Genomic DNA, 18,640 nt, shown 5'->3' with positions numbered 1-18,640 from the left:
GCAATAAGTTACGCAATCGGCGCCCTTGAGGTCAAATCGGCTGGTCAGCGGCCCGCGGTCCTCGCTCGTCGCGACGATGAGGCCGGTCGACCAGACGGTCGGGCATCGAATCCGCATGAGTCACAGTGACGGAACTGGAGCCGCAGGTTTGCTATGGCGCGGATTGGCGTCGATTCTTCGACCTACTCCTCAGGCGACGCCTCAGAGGTAGAGCGTCCGGTACTTCACACTGCCGGCGATCCTGCCGACGAGGTTCCCGGTGATCCACACCCACTCGCCCCGTCGACTCCGAGACCACGCCCACGGCCAGACCGGACACATCCCCACCACCACGCCGGCGTGCAGAAGCGGCCACCACCACTGCCTGCCCGGAGCCCCGTAGTCTCGGGCCACCCGGGCCTCCTCACGGCCGTAGTCGATCACCTGGTCCCACGATTCGCGTATTCCGGTGCGGTACCGGTAGGCGACCAAAGCGTCACGCGCATAGCCGAACTCGTAGCCGCGCGTCTGCACGCGCCAGCAGAACTCGACGTCACTGCCGGCCGTCGGATAGCTCTCGTCCCATCCGCCGACCGCGTCGAACACTGAGCGACGGACGCCGAGGTTGCATCCGAACGTCATCGGCAGAAAGCGCCCCAGCACAACGGGTTCGGCCGGATCCGGCAAGGCGCGCCATGCTGCGACCACCGGGTCGTTGAGCGTCTCGCGCTCCAACGGTCCGCCGACGATGTCCGCGGAACCGAGGGCCTGGACGATTGCACGCAGCCAGGTGGGATGGACGGCGTCGTCCTGGTCGCAGTACGCGATCAACGGATACCGAGCAGCTCGGGTCCCCACATTGCGTGCGTGGGACGTGCCCGCAGTCCCGGAGGCGTCGACCCAGCGCAGGTCGAGCCGTCCACGCAGTGGGTGGTTCAGTGCGAACCATTCCAGGTCGGCCGAGCCCTCGTTGTCACTCAGGATCACCTCGAACGGTTCCGTGAAGTCCTGGGCGGCAAGGGCCTGCAGCTGGACCTCGAGGTCGGGCAGCCCGCGGTAGCACGCGATGACGACGGAGGCGCCGATAGCGGCACTCATGACGTCTCCTTCCGGTTCGATGACGCGATCTGTGCTCGTATCCGTCCGGCTGTCAGGCCGTCGTCGGCTGCCGCCATCAATCGCAGCACCGACAACAGGTCGTCGACGACGGCGGCGGCGGTCGCGGCGTCCAGGAGCGCGACCGGGTACAGCAGAGTGCCGCGCAGCCCGGCCGGCCGGCCGTCTTCGCGCAGTTCGAGCAGCGTGACCTCGAGTTCGTGCTTGGCGACGACTGCCGCGATCGGTTCCTGCGCCACGGTCACCGTGCCCAGATCGAGTTCCGACAAGGCAGTATCCGAGACTTCGGCCTGCTGGAGGATGAGCGTCGCCGGGAACACCGGATGACCGGTGGCCCCGCCCGGGCCCCGGGTCACACCGAGGTGGTCGAGCAGATCGGGCACCGTGACGTCCGCGTGCGCGAATCCGTCGACGAGTTGCCCATGCACGTCGGCGATCATGTCGGCCACCCGGCGATCATCGGACGCGTCGATCCGCATCGGAACATCGTCGGCGAAGTTCCCGATCACGCCGTCGACGGCCGCATGGACTCGATTCGCGTTGGCCGTCGCCAGATGGACCGCGCGGTCGGCTCCGGCTGACGAATCGATCCGTGTGGACACGACCAGCGCGAATGCCGCCTGCAGCACGGGGAACAAGCGACCGCCTCGACTGCGGGCGAGACGATCGAGCTCCCGGTGCAACTCGGGTTCGACGCTGATCCCGACGGAGTCGCCGCGGGAGTCCCACACCTGTGGTCTGGGCCGGTCGGTCAGCAGCTGCGGCCCGGGTAGCGCGTTCTCCCCGAACCTGCTCGTCCAGTAGTCGAGCGAACGCCGGAAGTGCTCGGTCCGCGCATCGGGTGCGCCGACGATGCCGGATCGCCAGCGCGCGTAGTCGCGGTACCGCACCGGCGGTGAAGCCGATTCGGGGACGATGCCGGTCGCACGCGCGGTGAACGCGGTCAGCACGTCGCGCGCCAGCAGCGGCATGGACCGGCCGTCGAAGTTGAGGTGATGAAGCACCAGGAGCAGCACCGCAGTGTTGTTCCCGCTGTCGTCTGCACTCGTGAACAGTCTGGCGCGCAGCGGGATCCGGTCGAGGTGGAGTGGCTCCCAGGCGGCTGCGGAGACCGCGTCGGCGAGCCGGCCTGCGTCCACCTCGACGGGTACCAGCCCGTCGCGAAGCGCGGCGTCCACCTCTGGCATGCCGAGGACCTCCCCCACGGGCAGCAGTCCGTCGTCCTCACCCGATTCCGCCGACCGGTAGCGCGTGCGCAGTGCCTCGTGCGTGTCGAAGACATCGCGAAGTGCAGCGTGCAGCGCCGTGCGGTCGAGCTCGCCGGTGAAGCGCAGGGCGATCGGTACATTCCAGTCGGCGCCCTGCCCGGCTCGGACCGCCTCCCATATCCGGCGCTGCGCCGGAGCGAGCGGGATCGGCCCGTCGTCGTCGATCCGAACCAGTTCGGGAGTCTCTGTCGGCGCCGCACGCTCGATGCGCGCCGCCAGATCTCCGAGGTCGGCCGCGTCGAAGACGGTCCGCACGGGCACAGAGCGGCCCGAGAGCGCCGCCAGCCGGGCCGCGACACGTGTCGCCGTCAGCGAGTTGCCGCCGAGCTCGAAGAAGTCGTCCGACATGCCGACTACCGGCGCCCCGGTCACCTCCGAGACCACCTCGGCGACGGCGCGTTCGACCTCGGACTCGGCAGGCCGGTGGTCGCGCCGACGTCGTTCGGGGCGAGGAAGCCGTGCGCGATCGACCTTTCCGTTGGCGTTGTACGGCAACGCTTCGAGCCGGTGCACGTCGGGTCGCAGGTAGGCGGGAAGCCGGTCCGCCAGCGCGCCGGTCAGGTCCTCGGTGTCCGCATCGCCGGTGACGAAGGCGACCAGCCGCGCGCCGCCGGGACCGTCGACCGCGGTGACAGCGGCGTCACCGACGCCGGGGCATCGACGCAGCACGGCCTCGATCTCGCCGGGTTCGACCCGGAAGCCGCGGATCTGGAGTTGGAAGTCGGCGCGACCCACGTATTCAAGCTGTCCGCCGCGCGTTCGACGCACGAGATCACCGGTCCGGTACATGCGGCCACCGCCGGCCGGGTCGGCGACGAACGACGCGGCGGTACGCGCCGGGTCGGCGTGATAACCGCTCGCGAGTTGCGGTCCGGTCAGGTACAGTTCGCCGACCACTCCGACCGGCACCGGATGCAGACGCGCGTCGAGCACTCGCGCGCGGACCGTCGGCTGTTCTACTCCGATCGGGATCCGCACGCACTCGTTCTCGGTTCCAGGGGCGACCTCGTGCCCGGTGGCACTGACGGCGAATTCCGTCGGCCCGTAGAGGTTGTGCACGTCGGCGGTGCTGCCGGAGCCGCGCAGCCGGGCCACGAGTTCGGGCGGCAATTCCTCGCCGATGCACAGCACCGTGCGCACCGAGCCGGGCAGCTCGCCCGCGTCGAGGATCATGGACAGGGACGAGGGCACAGTCGGGAGGACGCTGACTCGGTGCTGAGCGATCTGCCTGCGCAGCGCGGTCCCGTCACGCTCACTGCCGGGCTCGGCGATCACGATGCGCGCACCCGCCTGCAGGGCCCACCAGTACTCCCACACCGACAGATCGAAACCGGCCGCGGTCCGCAACAGGACGGTGTCGCCGCGTCCCAGTCGATAGCGCTCCTGCATCCACGCCAGCTGGGTGCTCACGGCCGCGTGCGGCACGCTCACTCCCTTCGGGGTGCCCGACGACCCCGACGTGAACAGGACGTATGCCGCCGATTCGGGATGAGGCGCCCGATCGGGACGATCCGCTGCCCGCCACTCGGACGCCGCGTCACCGCACGCGACGTCGGCGAGGTCGGCGACACCGGCGACACCGGCGAGGTCGGCGAGGTCGGCGAGGTCCAGATACGCGCGGTCGCCGGCCGGCGACGGCCCCACACCCAGCACCAGTGCCGGGTCGGCGACCTCGAGGATCATGGACGCGCGCTGCGGCGCCGACGGATCCACTGGGACGTAGGCGGCGCCGCACGCGACGACCGCGTACATGGCGACCAGTTGATGCAGGCCCCGCGGCGCGGTGATCGCGACACGCTCCTCGCTCCCGACACCGCTCCCGACACCGCTCCCGATACCGTGGTCGCGCAGTGCGGCGGCGAGGAGCCCGACACGCTCCGACAGTTCGCCGTAGGTGACCTGTTCGGTACCGTCGACCACCGCGACCGCGTCCGGGTGCTGCTCGGCGCACCGCACGAATCCGTCCACGAGACCGCGGGTCTGCGAGCCGGGGCACGGGTGGTCCGGCGGTGCCGCCGAGCCCGCATCGGGCTCATCGTCGCCGAGCACGGGCAGGTCGCCCACCGGGAGGTCGGGGTCGTCGAGCAATCCGGCCAGGATCCGTACGTACCGCGCGGCGAACTCGGCGGCGGTGGCTTCGTCGAACAGGTCGGTGGCGAAGACCAGTTGGCCGGTCAGGCCGGGTTCGCCGCGTTCGGCCAGGGTGAGGTGAAGATCGAACTCCGCGACGTCGGGACTGTCGTCGACCACGGTCACGTCCAGTCCGGGCAGTTCCATCGACAGGCCACCGATGTTCTGGTACGAGAGCGCCACCTGGAACACCGGATGGTGATCGACGGATCGGGTGAGGTCGAGCCCGGCGACCACGGTGTCGAACGGGACTCCGGCGTTCGCGAAGGCGTGGAGCGCGGCCTCTCGACTGATCGCGAGGGCCGTGGCGCCGGTGGCCGCCCCGTGAATGTCGGTGCGGAGTGCGAGCATGTTGACGAACATGCCCACGGCTCCCTGCAGCCGGGCGTGCACCCGGCCGGCGCTCGGCGTGCCGATGACGACGTCGCGGTTGTTCCCCAGCCGGCCGAGCAGGACGGCGAGTGCGGTGTGCGCCACCATGAACACCGTCGCGCGGTTGCGCGCTGCGAAGTCGACCATCCGTGCGTGCAGGGCCGGCTCGACGGCGAACTCCACGCGCGCCCCGCGTCCGCTCGGCCGCACCGGGCGGGGCCGGTCGGTGGGCAGGTCGATCACCGGGGATGCACCGCGCAGCCGCTCGTGCCAGCTCGCGAGCGCCGCGGCGGCCGTCCCGTCGGGTTCGTTGAGCCAGGAGTGCTGCCAGACTGCGAAGTCCGCGAACTGCAGTGGCGTCGGCGCGCAACCCGTCGTGCAATCCACAGCGTTGTCCTGTCCCGTGTCCGAATCGCCGGTGAGCCGGGTCCGGTATTCGGCCGCCAGCTCGCCGGCCAGTGTCGCCACCGACAGTCCATCGGCGCTGATGTGGTGCAGGACGAGAACGAACGTGTGCCGGCCGGTCCCCTCCTCCGCGGACAGCAGCGCCGCGCGGACGGGCGGGCGGGCGGTCACGTCGAATCCACGGCCGGTCACCGACCGCACGGCCTCGTCGATCCGGGTCTCCGGCACCGCCCGAAGTTCCACCTCGAGCCCGTGGTCGTGACCCGGCCGAATCAGCTGGCGGGGTCCGTCCGGGGAGTCGGGATACGCGGTGCGCAGTACCTCGTGCCTGCGCACCAGCGCGTCGACCGCGCCCAGGAACGCCGGCACGTTCAGGTCACCGGTCATCCGCAGCACCAGCGGGATGTTCTCGGTGCGCGCGTCGGGGTCGAATCGGTTGAGGAACCACATGCCCTGCTGGGCCGGGGCGAGCGGAATGTGCTCGGGCCGTTCGAGATCGCCCGGGCCGGGACCGGAGACGGGAGAACCGGCGTCGAGCCGGGCGGCGAGACCGGCGACGGTGGGCGCGTCGAAGAGGTCGGCTACAGCCAGTTCCCTGCCCGTGCGTGCCCGCAGCAGCGCGACGGTCTGGGCGGCCATCAGCGAGTTGCCGCCGAGGTCGAAGAAGTGCCCGTCGCGTCCGAGTTCGGTCCGGCCCAACGCCTGTGCGAAGGCTTCCGCCACCATCACTTCGGAGGTTCCGGCCACGGCCACCGGACCGGTGGACGCGAACTCCGGCTCGGGCAGTCGGCGGTGGTCGACCTTTCCCGACGGGGTCAGCGGCAGCTCGGCGAGTTCGACGAATGCGGTGGGCACCGCGTACGACGGCAGGGTGGCGCGCAGGCGGTCTCGCAGTGCGTCGGCGACATCGGCACCGTCGGCCGGCACGACGTATGCGACCAGAGTGGTTCGACCGTCGGGGCCCGGCCTGCCGGCAGCGACCGCGGCGCGAACCTCGGGGCAGCCGTGGAGCGCGGACTCGACCTCGCCCAGTTCAACGCGGTGTCCGCGGATCTTGAGCTGCGCGTCGAGCCGGCCGAGATGCCGCAACTGCCACTGCTCCTCGCCGACGGATGCGGCCGCCACCAGATCGCCGGTCCGGTAGCGCCGCGACCCCGGCGGCCCGTCGGGATCGGCGACGAAGGTGACGGCGGTGAGGCCCGGGCGGCCGTGATAGCCGCGAGCGAGTCCCGGTCCGCTCACGTAGGCTTCGCCCGCGGCGCCGGGCAGCACGGGCCGCAGGTCGGCGCCCAGTACGCGGACGGTGGAGCCGGTGATGGCTTCGCCGATGGGAAGTCCGTCGCGTGTAGCCCGGATCGGCCCGGCGAGCGTGGCCATCACCGTGGTCTCCGTGGGGCCGTAGGCGTTGAAGAACCGCGTGCCGCGACCGATCCAGCGGTCGGCGGTAGCCGTCGAGCACGCGTCGCCGCCGACGATCACGGTGGTCAGCTCGGGCAGTTCCTCGTCGATCGTGTCGAGAACCGCCGGAGTCAGGAAGGCGTGAGTCACGGCCGCTTCGCGAAGGATCGACGAGAGGTCGTCGGCACCGTAGACCGACCGGGGAACGACGACCGCCGTCGCCCCGGCATCGGCCGCGAGCAGCAGTTCCAGGACCGAGGCGTCGAAGCTCGGCGACGCGAAATGCAAGACGCGCGAATGCTTCTCGACACCGTAGCGGCGCTGCTCGGCCACGAACGATGCGATGCCCCGGTGCGTGACGGCGACGGCTTTCGGCCGTCCGGAGGTTCCGGAGGTGTAGATCAGGTACGCGGTCTGGTCCGGGTGGGGCGCGGCGCGCAGTTCGTGACGCCCGAGAGGTGAGACGTCGTATCGGGCGAGTTCGGCCTCGATCGCGGGATCGTCGAGTACGAGTGCACCGCCCAGCGCGGCAACGCCTGCCGCGGTCAGGTCGCGGTCGGCCACCGTGGTCACGATCAGCGCGGCAGTCGAGTCCTCGAGCATGAACGCGACCCGGTCGGCGGGATGACGCGGATCCACCGGGACGAATGCCGCGCCGGTCGCGGCCACCGCGCGGGTGGCGATCACCGAGAGATAGGAGCGCGACAGGCACAGCGCCACCGCCGTCTCCGGCCCGGCCCCGCGGGCGATCAACAGACGGGCGAGACGGTTGGTGTGCGCGGCGATCTGCTCGGATTCGTGGTGTCGGAGCCGACCGTCGGCGTCGACGGTGATCATCCGCTGGCCCGGGGTGGTCAGCACGTCGCCGAGGTAGCGGTCGGCCGGAGCCGGTCCGCCGCGGGTGATCTCGGTCAGCGCCGCCCGTTCCGCCGGTGTGGTGAGGTCGATGGCTCCCAGCGCGCCTTCGGTGGCTTCGACCCGCTCACCGGCCATCGCCAGGATGACGCGTTCCCAGCGATTCAGCAGGGTCGCAGCAGTCCTGGCCCGGTACGCCTCTCCCCGATGAACCACGGCCAGCTGCAGACCGCCCGATGCGTCGGGAGTCGCCGTGAACTCGATGTCGAATCGCGCGACGGGCACGTCGACGTGGAGCATGTTCGTGGCGAGCGCTGCGCCCTCGCCGCGGGCGGCCGGATGCGTTCCGTCGACGGTGAGAGTCGCATGGATCAGCGGATGGCTGTCGCGGTGGCGCGGGAGGTCGAGTAGGTCGACTATCTCCTCGATGTCCAGGTCACCGTGGTCGAGGGCGCCGAGCACGGTCTGCTGCGACTGCTCGATGATGTCGCGGACCGAACTCTCCGGCTCGACGGTCGTGCGCAGCGGAACGGTGGTGACGAACATGCCGACGGTCTCAGCGACCCCGGGTGCTTCGCGGCCGGACAGCGGGGTGCCGATGATGACGTCGGTGCCTCCGGCGCTGCGCGCCAGCGCCACGGCCAGAGCCGCGTGCAACACGCTGAACAGCGTGGCGCCGGATCGCTCGGCGAGGGCGGCGAGCGCTTCCCCGGCGGCGGAGTCCACCGCCGCGCGATGCACCCGCGCCACCTCCTCGGGCGCTCCGTCCGGCCGGGGACGAGCGGCGTCCTCGACGTCGGCGAGCCGGTCGCGCCAGTACCTCAGATGCGCGGCGGCGCTGGAGGACGGATCGTCGACCGACCCTCTCCGTGCGGCGCGATGGCGCAGATGATCGGCGTACGAGACGGAGGGAACGTCGAAATCCGGTGCGCCTCCGAGGACTCGGGCACGGTAGGCGGTGGATGTGTCGGCGGCGAGGATCCGCATCGACCACCCGTCGGCGGCCACATGATGCACGGCGAGCACGACCACCGTGTGATCGCCGTCGGGCCGGACCACCACGCGCAGCGGCAGATCGACGGTCAGGTCCATCGCGGCTGCCAATGCCGCGGTCACCGCCGGTTCGCCGGCTGAGCCGGCGTCGGTGCCCGGACCGAGGACCGTCACCAGTGCCTCCGAGCTGTACTCCCCCGGCGCCAGTACCTGCGGGCGGGGCCCGTCGACGCTCTCCGGGTAGACGGTCCGGAGAACCTCGTGCCGGTCGAGGACGTCGGCGATCGCGGCGGTCAGCGCCGGGACGTCGATCCGGCCCGGGATGCGGAGCGGAGCCAGGATCAGGTAGGCGCTGGAGGCGGGATCGATGCGGTTGTGCAACCACATCTGCCGCTGCGCCGCGGCCAGCGGCATCGGATCGCCCGGCTCGCCCGGCTCGGCCTCAGCGGCCGCCTGCGAAGCGTCCCGCTGGTCGGCGAGCGCGGCGAGGGCGGCGGCGGTGCGGTGGTCGAAGACCTCACGCACCGCCAGCCGCGCGCCGAGCCGTTCCCCGACGGCCGCGACCACGCGAGTCGCGGTGAGCGAGTTTCCTCCGTGCTCGAAGAAGTCGTCGTCCACACCGACGCCGTCGCCCAGCAGTTCCCGGAAGATCCCGAGCATCGCCGTCTCCGTCGCGGTGGCGGGTTCCCTGACGACGTGGTCTCCGCGGACGGGGGTCGCGGGCAACGGCAGCGCCGCCCTGTCGACCTTGCCGCTGGCCGACAGCGGCAGCGCGTCGGTGGTCAGAATGTGGGCGGGCACCATGTGCTCGGGCACCCGATCCGCGAGATGTGCCCGAAGCGTCCGTGCATCGGCTGCGGAGCCCGCGACGGGGACCACGTGCGCGACCAGCTGCGGTCCGGACCGCGGATCGTCGTAGGGCACCACGACGACGGCCGAAACGTCGGGATGCGCCGCGAGAGCGGCTTCGATCTCACCCGGCTCCACACGCTGTCCGCGCAGTTTGATCTGGAAGTCGCTGCGACCGCAGAACTCCAGTTCCACGTTCTGGCGCCCCACACCGCCTCGCCGCTCGACACCCGCGGCACCGGCAGCAGCCCCCGTGCGCCGCCAGCGCACGAGGTCGCCGGTGCGGTAGAGCCGCTCGCCCGGACCGAACGGCGAGGCCACGAATCGTCCGGCGGTGAGCGCCGGACGGCCGTGGTAGCCGCGGGCGAGCTGGACGCCGCCGAGATAGAGCTCCCCGGTGACGCCGATCGGCACCGGTCGCAACCGGCGGTCGAGGACGTGCACGGTATTGCCCTCGGTGGGGTTGCCGATCGAGACCGGCCGGCCGTCCAGCGAGCCCGGCGTGACGTGCGCTGCCGTCACGTCGACCGCGGCCTCGGTCGGTCCGTACAGGTTGTGCAGTCGGGCTCCGGTCCGCGACAGGACCGCCGCGGCCGATGCGCTGCCGAGAGCCTCACCGCTGGTGAACACGAGCCGCAGCGAGTCGAGACGGGCCCGCGTGCCGCAGGCGAGGAAGACGTCGAGCATCGCGGGCACGAAGTGGATCACCGAGATCCGCTCGGCGTCGATCAGCTCGGCCAGTGCCGACGGCTCACGGTGCAGCCCGGGCTCGGCGAGGACGGTTCGCGCCCCGGCGACGGTGGGCCAGAACAGTTCCCACACCGAGACGTCGAACGTGGTCGGCGTCTTCTGGAGGACCGTGTCGCCGGCGGAGATCCGGTAGCGCACCTGCATCCAGTCGAGCCGGTTCACGATCGCCGCGTGCGTGATCGTGACGGCCTTCGGTTCGCCGGTCGATCCCGAGGTGAACAGAACGTACGCCGGATGTGCAGCGCGCAGCCGACCGTTACGGTCCGCGTCGGTGATCTCCTCGTCGGACCGATCGAGATGCAGCAGTCGCGGATCGGTCACCGGTATGCGGCAGCCCGCGGGCAGCCTGGCGGCCGACTCCGGATCGGCGACCACCGCGACCGGCGCGGCGACGTCGAGCATCGCCGCCACACGCGCGGGCGGTTGCGCCGTGTCGATCGGCAGGTAGGCGCCACCGGCGAGGACCGTCGCATGGATCGCGACCAGCATGTCGACGGACCGGTCGACGGCGATCGCCACCGTCCGCTCCGGACCGACGCCCGCGGCGATCAACTCCCGTGCGGTGCGGTTGACGCGGCGGCGGAACTGTCCGGCCGACAGCGCCGCGGTGCCGCCCACCAGGAGCGGCCCGGTGACGGGGCCGCCCGCGCCCGCGAGCAGATCCGCCAGCGTGGCGTCGTTCGCCCGTACGACTGCCGCGGGCGAGGCGGGCGCCGGGTGGTGCTCCGGTGAGAGGATCTCGACGCGGTGCAGCGGCAGGTCCGGCTCGGCCACCAGTGCGCTCAGCACTCGTGCGAACATCCCGGCGAGGGCCGCGACGGTGGTCTCGTCGAACAGTTCGGTCGCGTAGGTCCAGCGGGTGCGCACCGGATGATCGCCCACGCCCGTCGGCGGCACGTCGAGCGTCACATGCAGGTCGAAGCGCGCCAGCGGCACCTCGATCTCGATGGGGACGGCGGTGAGGTCGCCGGTCGTCATCGGCGCCGGAACCGGGTCGCCGAAGGCGAGCATGACCTGGAACAGCGGATGGTGAGCGCCGCCGCGGTCGGGTTCGAAGGCGTCGACGAGCTCGTCGAACGGGACCTCCGACGCAGCGAGCGCGCTCAGGTCCGCGTCGCGGACCAGGTCGACGAAGTCGCGCGCGGGCTGCGTCTCGTCGATGCGGGTCCGCAGCACTGCGGTCTCGACGAACATGCCGACGACCTCGTCGAGAACGGCGGAGCTCCGGCCGGCCACCGGGGTGCCGACGAGGACGTCGTCGGCACCGCTCACCCGCGACAGCACCAGTGCCAGTGCGGCGTGGGCGACGTGGAAGAAGCTCGCTCGCCGTGTCGCCGCGAACGCGCCCGCGGCTGCGGCGAGTCCGGCGTCGAGCACCAGCTCGTGAGTGGCGCCCGCGCGAGTCGGCTGGACCGGGCGGGAGCGGTCGGTCGGGAGTTGCAGCGGTTCCGGCAGATCCGCCAGCATGCGTTCCCACTGACGGAACTGCGCCTCGATGCTCGGGTGCCGATCGGCGGGCGCGGAGCCGCGGGCGTTTCCATCGGTGTCCCCGAGCATCGCGGCCTGCCACAGGGCGAAGTCGGCGTACTGGACCGGAAGCGGGTCCGGCCGGCGACCGGTGTAAGCGGAGAGCAGGTCGGCCGCGAGCACCCGCAGCGACCAGCCGTCCGCGGCGATGTGATGGACCACGGTCACCAGAACGTGCACCGGAGGCCCGCCTGCGGCAGGCTCTCCGGCGGCGCCGGCGGCGACACGCAACAGTCGCATCCGAAGCGGGATCTCTTCGACCAGCGCGAATCCGGCGGAGGCGACCGCGGCGATCCGGTGGTCGAGCGCGTCGGCGGCCACCGTTTCGACCTCCATGGCGTCGAGCCCGGCCCCGGCGAGCGCCGTCGCGGTTGGCAGAATCTCCTGAACGCCGACACCGTCCCGGTCCGGGAACACCGTCCGCAGAGCCTCGTGCCGGTCGATCACCGCGGCGACGGCACGGTGCAGCGCCGCCAGGTCGAGCGGTCCCTCCAGACGCAGGGCGAACGGGAGATTGTAGGCCGCCGAACCCGGATCGATCCGGTCGAGAAGCCACATGCGGCGCTGTGCGCGCGAGAGCGGAATCGGGTCGGGTCGGGAAGCCGTGGTCAGCGTCGGGCGATCGACGGCGACCGCGGCGTCGACCGCCCGCGCCAGATCGGCGATCCGCGGACTGTCGAACACGGTCCGGACGGGGAGCGCCGCTCCCAGATCGTCGGCGATGCGAGCCGACAACCGGGCTGCGAGCAGCGAGTTGCCGCCGAGGTCGAAGAAGTCGTCGGTCACGCCGATCGGGCGGTCGGCGGCCGGCTCGCCGAGCAGGTCCCCGAGCAGGGCGATCAGCGCGTGTTCGGTCGCCGTCTCCGGCGCCCGGTAGTCGCGGCGCTCGCGTGGCGGCTCCGGCAGCGCCCCGCGATCGAGCTTGCCGTTGCGGTTGCGCGGCAGGTCGTCGAGCACCACGATCGCGGTCGGCACCAGGTACGCCGGAACCCGCTTGCGGAGTCCGGCCAGGACCGCGGCTACGTCGAGCCGGTCGGAGGACTCCGGCACCGCGTACGCGACGATCCGCTGATCGTGGACCGCCGCGGCCGCCGCGCGCACTCGCTCGTCGAGCACGAGGGCGTGCTCTATCTCCCCCAGTTCGATCCGCTGTCCGCGGATCTTCACCTGGAAGTCGTTGCGGCCGACGTACTCCAGTTCACCGTCGGCGCTCCGCCGCGCGAGATCGCCGGTGCGGTAGAGCCGGCCGCCGGTGCCCGCCGGATCGGCGACGAATCGGGCCGCGGTGAGGTCGGCCCGCCCCTCGTAGCCCGTGGCGAGCTGGATGCCGCGCAGGTAGATCTCTCCGACCACGCCGGGGTGCACCGGGTGCAGACGACGGTCGAGTACCAGCACCTCGGACCCGTCGACCGCGCCGCCGATCGGAACGGTGACCGCGGCGTCCGACGGCGACCACGTGTGCCGGGTGATGCCGACCGCCGCCTCGGTGGGCCCGTACAGATTCTCGATCCGCGCACCGAGCATCTCGTGCGCACGGCGCGCGGTGGAACCGGTCAGTGCCTCGCCGATGCAGAGCAGGCTCTCGGGCCGGTGGAACGGTTCGCGTGCGTCGTCGAGCGCGTCGAGATGGGCTTCGAGCAGCGACGGGACGAAGTGGACCGCCGTCGGCTCGGTGCGCCGGATCAGGTCGGCGATGTACCGGGGATCGGTGTGGCCGCCGGCGGCGGCCAGGACCAGCCGTGCCCCACTGATCAACGGCCAGAACAGCTCCCACACCGAGAGATCGAAGGTGGCGGGGGTCTTGAGGAGCAGGGTGTCGCCGGGCCCGACGGGGAATGCCGCCGACTTCCATCTCAGCTGCGCCGCGATCGCCCGGTGCGGCACCGAGACGCCTTTCGGGACCCCGGTGGATCCGGAGGTGTAGATCACGTAGGCCGGGTGGTCCGGCAGCAGCGGGAGGGTTCGCTCGGCGTCGAGGATCGGACCGGCGGGCGCCTCGGCGGTGTCCGTGACGTCGAGCACCGGGAGTCCGGACCTCGAGAGCACGGTTCCGGCCCGTGCGCCCGCGACCAGGATCGCCGACGGCGACGCGGACCCGAGGATCAGTTCGACGCGGTGCGACGGCCCGTTCGGGTCGATCGGGACATACGCCGCCCCCGCACCCAGGACGGCCAGGACGGCCTCGACCAGTTCGTACGACCGGTCGACGGCGACCGCCACGCGGTCGCCGGGCCCGACGCCGAGTGCGATGAGCCGCCGCGCCAGCCGCCGCGAACGTTCGGCGAGCGTCCGATAGTCGACGGCCGTGGCGGAATCGGCGCCGTCGGCCCAGAGCGCGACCTCGTCGGCGTACCGCGAGCAGGCCGCGTCGAGCAGTCCGGTGAGGGTGGTCCCGGTGTCTCCAGTGGTCCCGGTGTCCCCGGTCGGCACGGCGACCCGGGCCACCGGTTGCGGCACGGACTCGACCGCCAGATCGCCCACCGGAGTGGCCGGGCTGTCGAGTGCGGCGTCGAGCAGTGCGATCCACAACGTTTGCCATCGCGCGACGGTGCTGTGATCGAAGAGATCCGCGTCGTAGTCCCACTGCACCGCGATGGCGCCCGGGCGGCCGGGCGCGGCGTCGTCGGTCAGGGTCAGGTGCAGATCCGATTTCGCGATGGACGTGTCGGGCTCGGCGATCTCGACGTCGAGTCCGTCGAGGTCGACGCGGGTGGCGGCCATGTTCTGATACGAGAAGCCGACCTGGAACACGGGATGGTAGGCCGCCGAGCGACGCGGTGCGAGCGCGTCGACGACGACGTCGAACGGCAGGTCGGCGTTCTCGAAGGCGCCCAGATCCGTCTCCCGGACCTGCGCGAGCAAACGGTCGAAGCCCTGCTCGGGGCGCACGCGGCAACGCAGTGCCACGGTGCCCGCGAACATGCCCACCAGGCCCGCGAGGTCGCGATGTCCGCGACCGGCCACCGGCGTGCCGACCACGATGTCGTCAGTGCCCGACAGTCTCGCCAATAGCACCGCGAGCGCGGCGTGGTTGACCATGAAGGCGGTGGTCCCGGTGGTCGCCGCGAGCGCTCTGATCCGCCGCACCGATGCCGCCGGGAGCTCGGCGCGCAGCGAAGCGCCGCGCCCGCGCGCGACGGCCGGGCGTGGCCGATCGGTCGGCAGTGCGAGGAGTTCCGGCGCTCCTGCCAGCTTGCTGCGCCAGTGGTCGAGCTGACGGGCCGCGGTCGACGCCGAGTCGTCCGGCTCGCCCATCAGGCCGCGGTGCCACGCGGTGTAGTCGCGGTACGTGACCGGCAGGGGCGGCCAGTCGGGCGCCGCACCGCGGCGGCGCGCGCGGTACGCGACGCCCAGGTCGTGGGCGAGCGGAGCCGTCGACGAGCCGTCCAGGACGATGTGGTGAACCACGCACACCAAGACGTGGTCGTCGTCGGCCAGGCGCAACAGCGTCGGCTCCACCGGAACCCGGGACGCGACGTCGAACCCGATCGCGCACGCCTGCGCGATGCGCTCGTCGAGACGGTCGGCGTCCACCGGTTCCGGCAAGAGCGCACGCCGCGGCGGGTCGGAGAGCACCCGCTGGATCGGCCCGGCCGGGCTGTCGGGGTAGTACGTGCGCAGCGGTTCGTGACGCTCCACCACATCGGCGAAGGCGGACTCGAGCGCTGCCGCGTCCAGCGCGCCGCGCAGACGGAGGGTGAGCGGGATGTTGAATACCGCGGAGCCGGTGTCGAGCTGATTGACCACCCACATGCGCCGCTGCTGCGGCGAGACCGGGATCCGGTCGTCACCGGAGACCGTCGGACGCAGTTCGGGAACCGGCCGATTCAGGGGATCGTCCAGTCGCTCCGCGAGCGCCGACACGGTGGGCGCTTCGAAGATCCAGCGGACCGGCACCTGTGCGGCGAAGCGGACCCCGAGGTCGGCCGCGAGGCGGGTCGCCGACAGCGAATCGCCGCCGAGCGCGAAGAAGTCGTCGTCCGCGCCGGGAGCGGCGACGCCGAGGCAGTCGGCGAAGGCCTCCGCGACCGACTGCTCCGAGGCGGTCCGCGGCGCCCGGTAAGCGGCTCGGGTCACCTCCGGGACCGGCAGCGCCGCCCGGTCGATCTTGCCCGAGGCCGTGAGCGGCATGGTCTCGACACGCATCAGGGCGGCGGGCACGGCATGGGCGGGCAGTACCGTGCGCAGATGCCCGATCACGGCTGCGGCGTCCGCGGCCCCGGCGTAGTAGCCGGCGAGGGCCGGGCGGCCGGAGGGCGTGGTCGCGAGCGCGGCCGCCGCCGCGTCCACCCCGGGCACCGCCGCGAGTGCCGCCTCGATCTCACCGAGTTCAACGCGGAAACCGCGGATCTTGATCTGGTGATCGGCGCGCCCGCGATACTCCAGCGCACCGTCGGCGCGCCAGCGCGCCAGATCGCCGGTGCGGTACAGGCGCGCGCCCGGGGCACCGAACGGATCGGCGACGAAACGTTGAGCGGTTCTCGCCGGTGACCGGTGGTAGCCGCGGGCGACCCCGACGCCCCCGACGTAGAGTTCGCCCGTCGCTCCGACCGGCACCGGCGCCAGACGACGGTCGAGCACCACCGCGTGGGTACCGGTGATCGGCGTGCCGATGGGTACGTCCGCGCCCGGCACGAGCGGGCCGGCGACGGTCGCCATGATGGTCGACTCGGTGGGCCCGTACGCGTTGAACATCGACCGGCCCGGCGCCCAGCGCGCCACCAGATCCGCGGTGCACGCCTCACCGCCGACGACGACGGTCCGCAGATCGGTCAGTGCGTCCTCGGGCACCGAGGCGAGCGCCGCGGGAGTCAGAAAGGCGTGGCAGATCCGTTCGCGGCGCAGCAGTTCGGCGAGCTCACGACCGCCGTAGAGCCCACCCGGCGCCACCACCGCAGTGGCGCCGGAGGCCAGCGCGAGCAGCAGTTCCAGAATCGATGCGTCGAAGCTCAGCGACGCGAACTGCAGGACCCGGTCTCCCGGCCGGACGCCGTGGCGTCGACGCTGCTCGGCGACGAAAGCGGCGCCGCCGAGGTGGGTCACCACCACGCCCTTCGGCCTGCCGGTGGAACCCGACGTGTAGATCAGGTACGCCGCGTCGTCCACTCGCAGCGGACGCGGGCGGTCGGCGTCGGTGACCGGTTCGTCGGGCATCGCGTCGAGACTCGCCAGCACCCGTGGATCGTCGAGACGAACCCAGTCGGTTCGCCCGGCGGCCGTGGGTACCACCGTTCCCGGCCCGGCGATCCCGAGAGCGGCACCGCTGTCGTCGAGCAGGTACGCGATCCGCTCAGCGGGCAATGCGGTGTCGATCGGGACGAACGCCCCGCCGGCGACGAGCACCGCGAGCTCGGCGACGACGGCGTCTGCGCCGCGCGTACCCAGCACTGCGACCACCGCGCCGGGCCCGGCTCCGCGTCCGATGAGCAGTCGGGCCAGCCGGTTGATCCGGCGCCAGAGTTCGCGGTGGGTCCACTCGACGCCGGCGGCGCGGAGTGCGGGCTCGTCTGCGTGGGGTCGCGCCGCCGCGGTCAGGATGTCGGGCAGCAGCCGTGCGGTCGGCGCCGCCGGGCCGCGCGCGGGCACCAGCGCCGCCCGTTCGTCGGCCGACAGGGCCCGCAGGGACGCCACCGCGGTGTCGGGTGCCGCACCGACGATCTCGTCGAGCAAGTGGAGGAACCGCCGGCGATGTCGCTGCAACACGGTGTCCGGATACGCGGAGGCGGCCCCCTCCAGATCGATCCGAAGGTCGTCGCCGTCGCCGTAGACGGTGAAGGCCAGATCCTGGATGGGGCCGGTGCTCAGAATCCGGCTGCGGCCGAGACACTCGCCCAGCCGCACCTCGTCACGGAACATCATCACGTTGATCGCGGGTCCGAAGAACGAGCGGCCGACCGCGGACTCGTCCTGCTGCTGCGCGCGGTCGCGCATCATGTCCTCGAAGCGGTACCGCTGATGCCGGAGGGCACCGCCGAACTCCGCGGTGACGGCCCGAACCAGGTCGGCGACGGTGGTGTCGCCGTCGACCGTGGCCCGGATCGGCACCACGTTGGAGACCATTCCGCCCGAGCGCCGCAGCAGGGCGTTGGTACGAGCCGACACCGGAAGGCTGAGCACCACGTCGTCAGTGCCGGCCATCTGGGCGAGATAGGCGGCGGCCGCCGCCGCGACCACTGCCGCGACTGTGCTCGTGTGCTCGTCGGCGAACCGGGAGATCGCCGCCGCGGCGGCCGCGTCCACCTCACCGCCCGCGACGCGGGACATCCCGCCCGCGGCGCTGGAGGTGTCGGCCAGCCGGATCGGGTCGGGCAGGTCGTCGAGCCGTTTCGCCCAATGCGCGCGGTCGCGTTCGAAGCGAGTGGAGGACCGGTACTTCTCATCGTCGGCGACGAGGTCGGCGAGCGTTCCGGCCCGTGTCGGGGATACCTCTTCGCCTGCGGCCAACGCCGAATACACCTCCGCGACGCGCTGTGTGAGCGCCGCTGCGCCGTAGCCGTCGAGCAGGATGTGATGCACCCGCATGTACCAGAAGTAGCGCCGGTCGCCGACGCGGAGGGTCACCGATTCGATCAGTCGGTCGGAGAACAGGTCGACGGGGGCCCGGAACTCGGCATCCATCCACGCGCGGGCGGCCGCTTCCGGGTCCGGGCGGTCGCGGAAGTCGAGATGGCTCATCTCGTCGGGCGCGTCGTCGTCCCACCGCTGCGACGGGGCGTCTCCGGGGCGCTCAGCGGGAACGAGGCGGATCATCGTGACGCCGAACTCTCGCACCACTCGCCGTCCGGCCCGGGTCAGCAGGTCGAGGTCCAGCTCGCCGGTGACGTCGACGAACTGGGCGATCGATATCGGGGTGGTCGGGTCGAGTTGCTGGGAGAACCAGATACTGCGCTGCGCCGACGAGAGCGGGACGATCAAATCGTCGGATGCGGGTGCGTCGCGTACCGCGGCGCGCATGTCGTCAAGCGTCACTGTTCAATCTGCTTCTTCTCGGGTCCGAC

Annotated in this window: 2 protein-coding genes; both read right to left on the bottom strand. The window is 71.8% G+C overall.

The window, feature by feature from the left end:
• Positions 1-201: 201 nt before the first annotated feature.
• Positions 202-1,077: a glycosyltransferase family 2 protein gene (locus GSI01S_RS16335; protein ID WP_006897720.1), complete on the bottom strand. Its 876-nt coding sequence runs from the start codon at positions 1,075-1,077 to the stop codon at positions 202-204.
• Positions 1,074-18,611, bottom strand: coding sequence for a non-ribosomal peptide synthetase (locus GSI01S_RS16330; RefSeq protein ID WP_006897719.1), 17,538 nt, complete (start codon positions 18,609-18,611; stop codon positions 1,074-1,076). The genes GSI01S_RS16335 and GSI01S_RS16330 overlap by 4 nt, the downstream gene beginning before the upstream one ends.
• Between the last annotated feature and the right edge of the window lie 29 nt (positions 18,612-18,640).

Origin of the sequence: Gordonia sihwensis NBRC 108236, assembly GCF_000333035.1 — a bacterium.
Lineage (GTDB): Bacteria > Actinomycetota > Actinomycetes > Mycobacteriales > Mycobacteriaceae > Gordonia > Gordonia sihwensis.
This window is presented reverse-complemented; position numbering and strand designations above follow the sequence as displayed.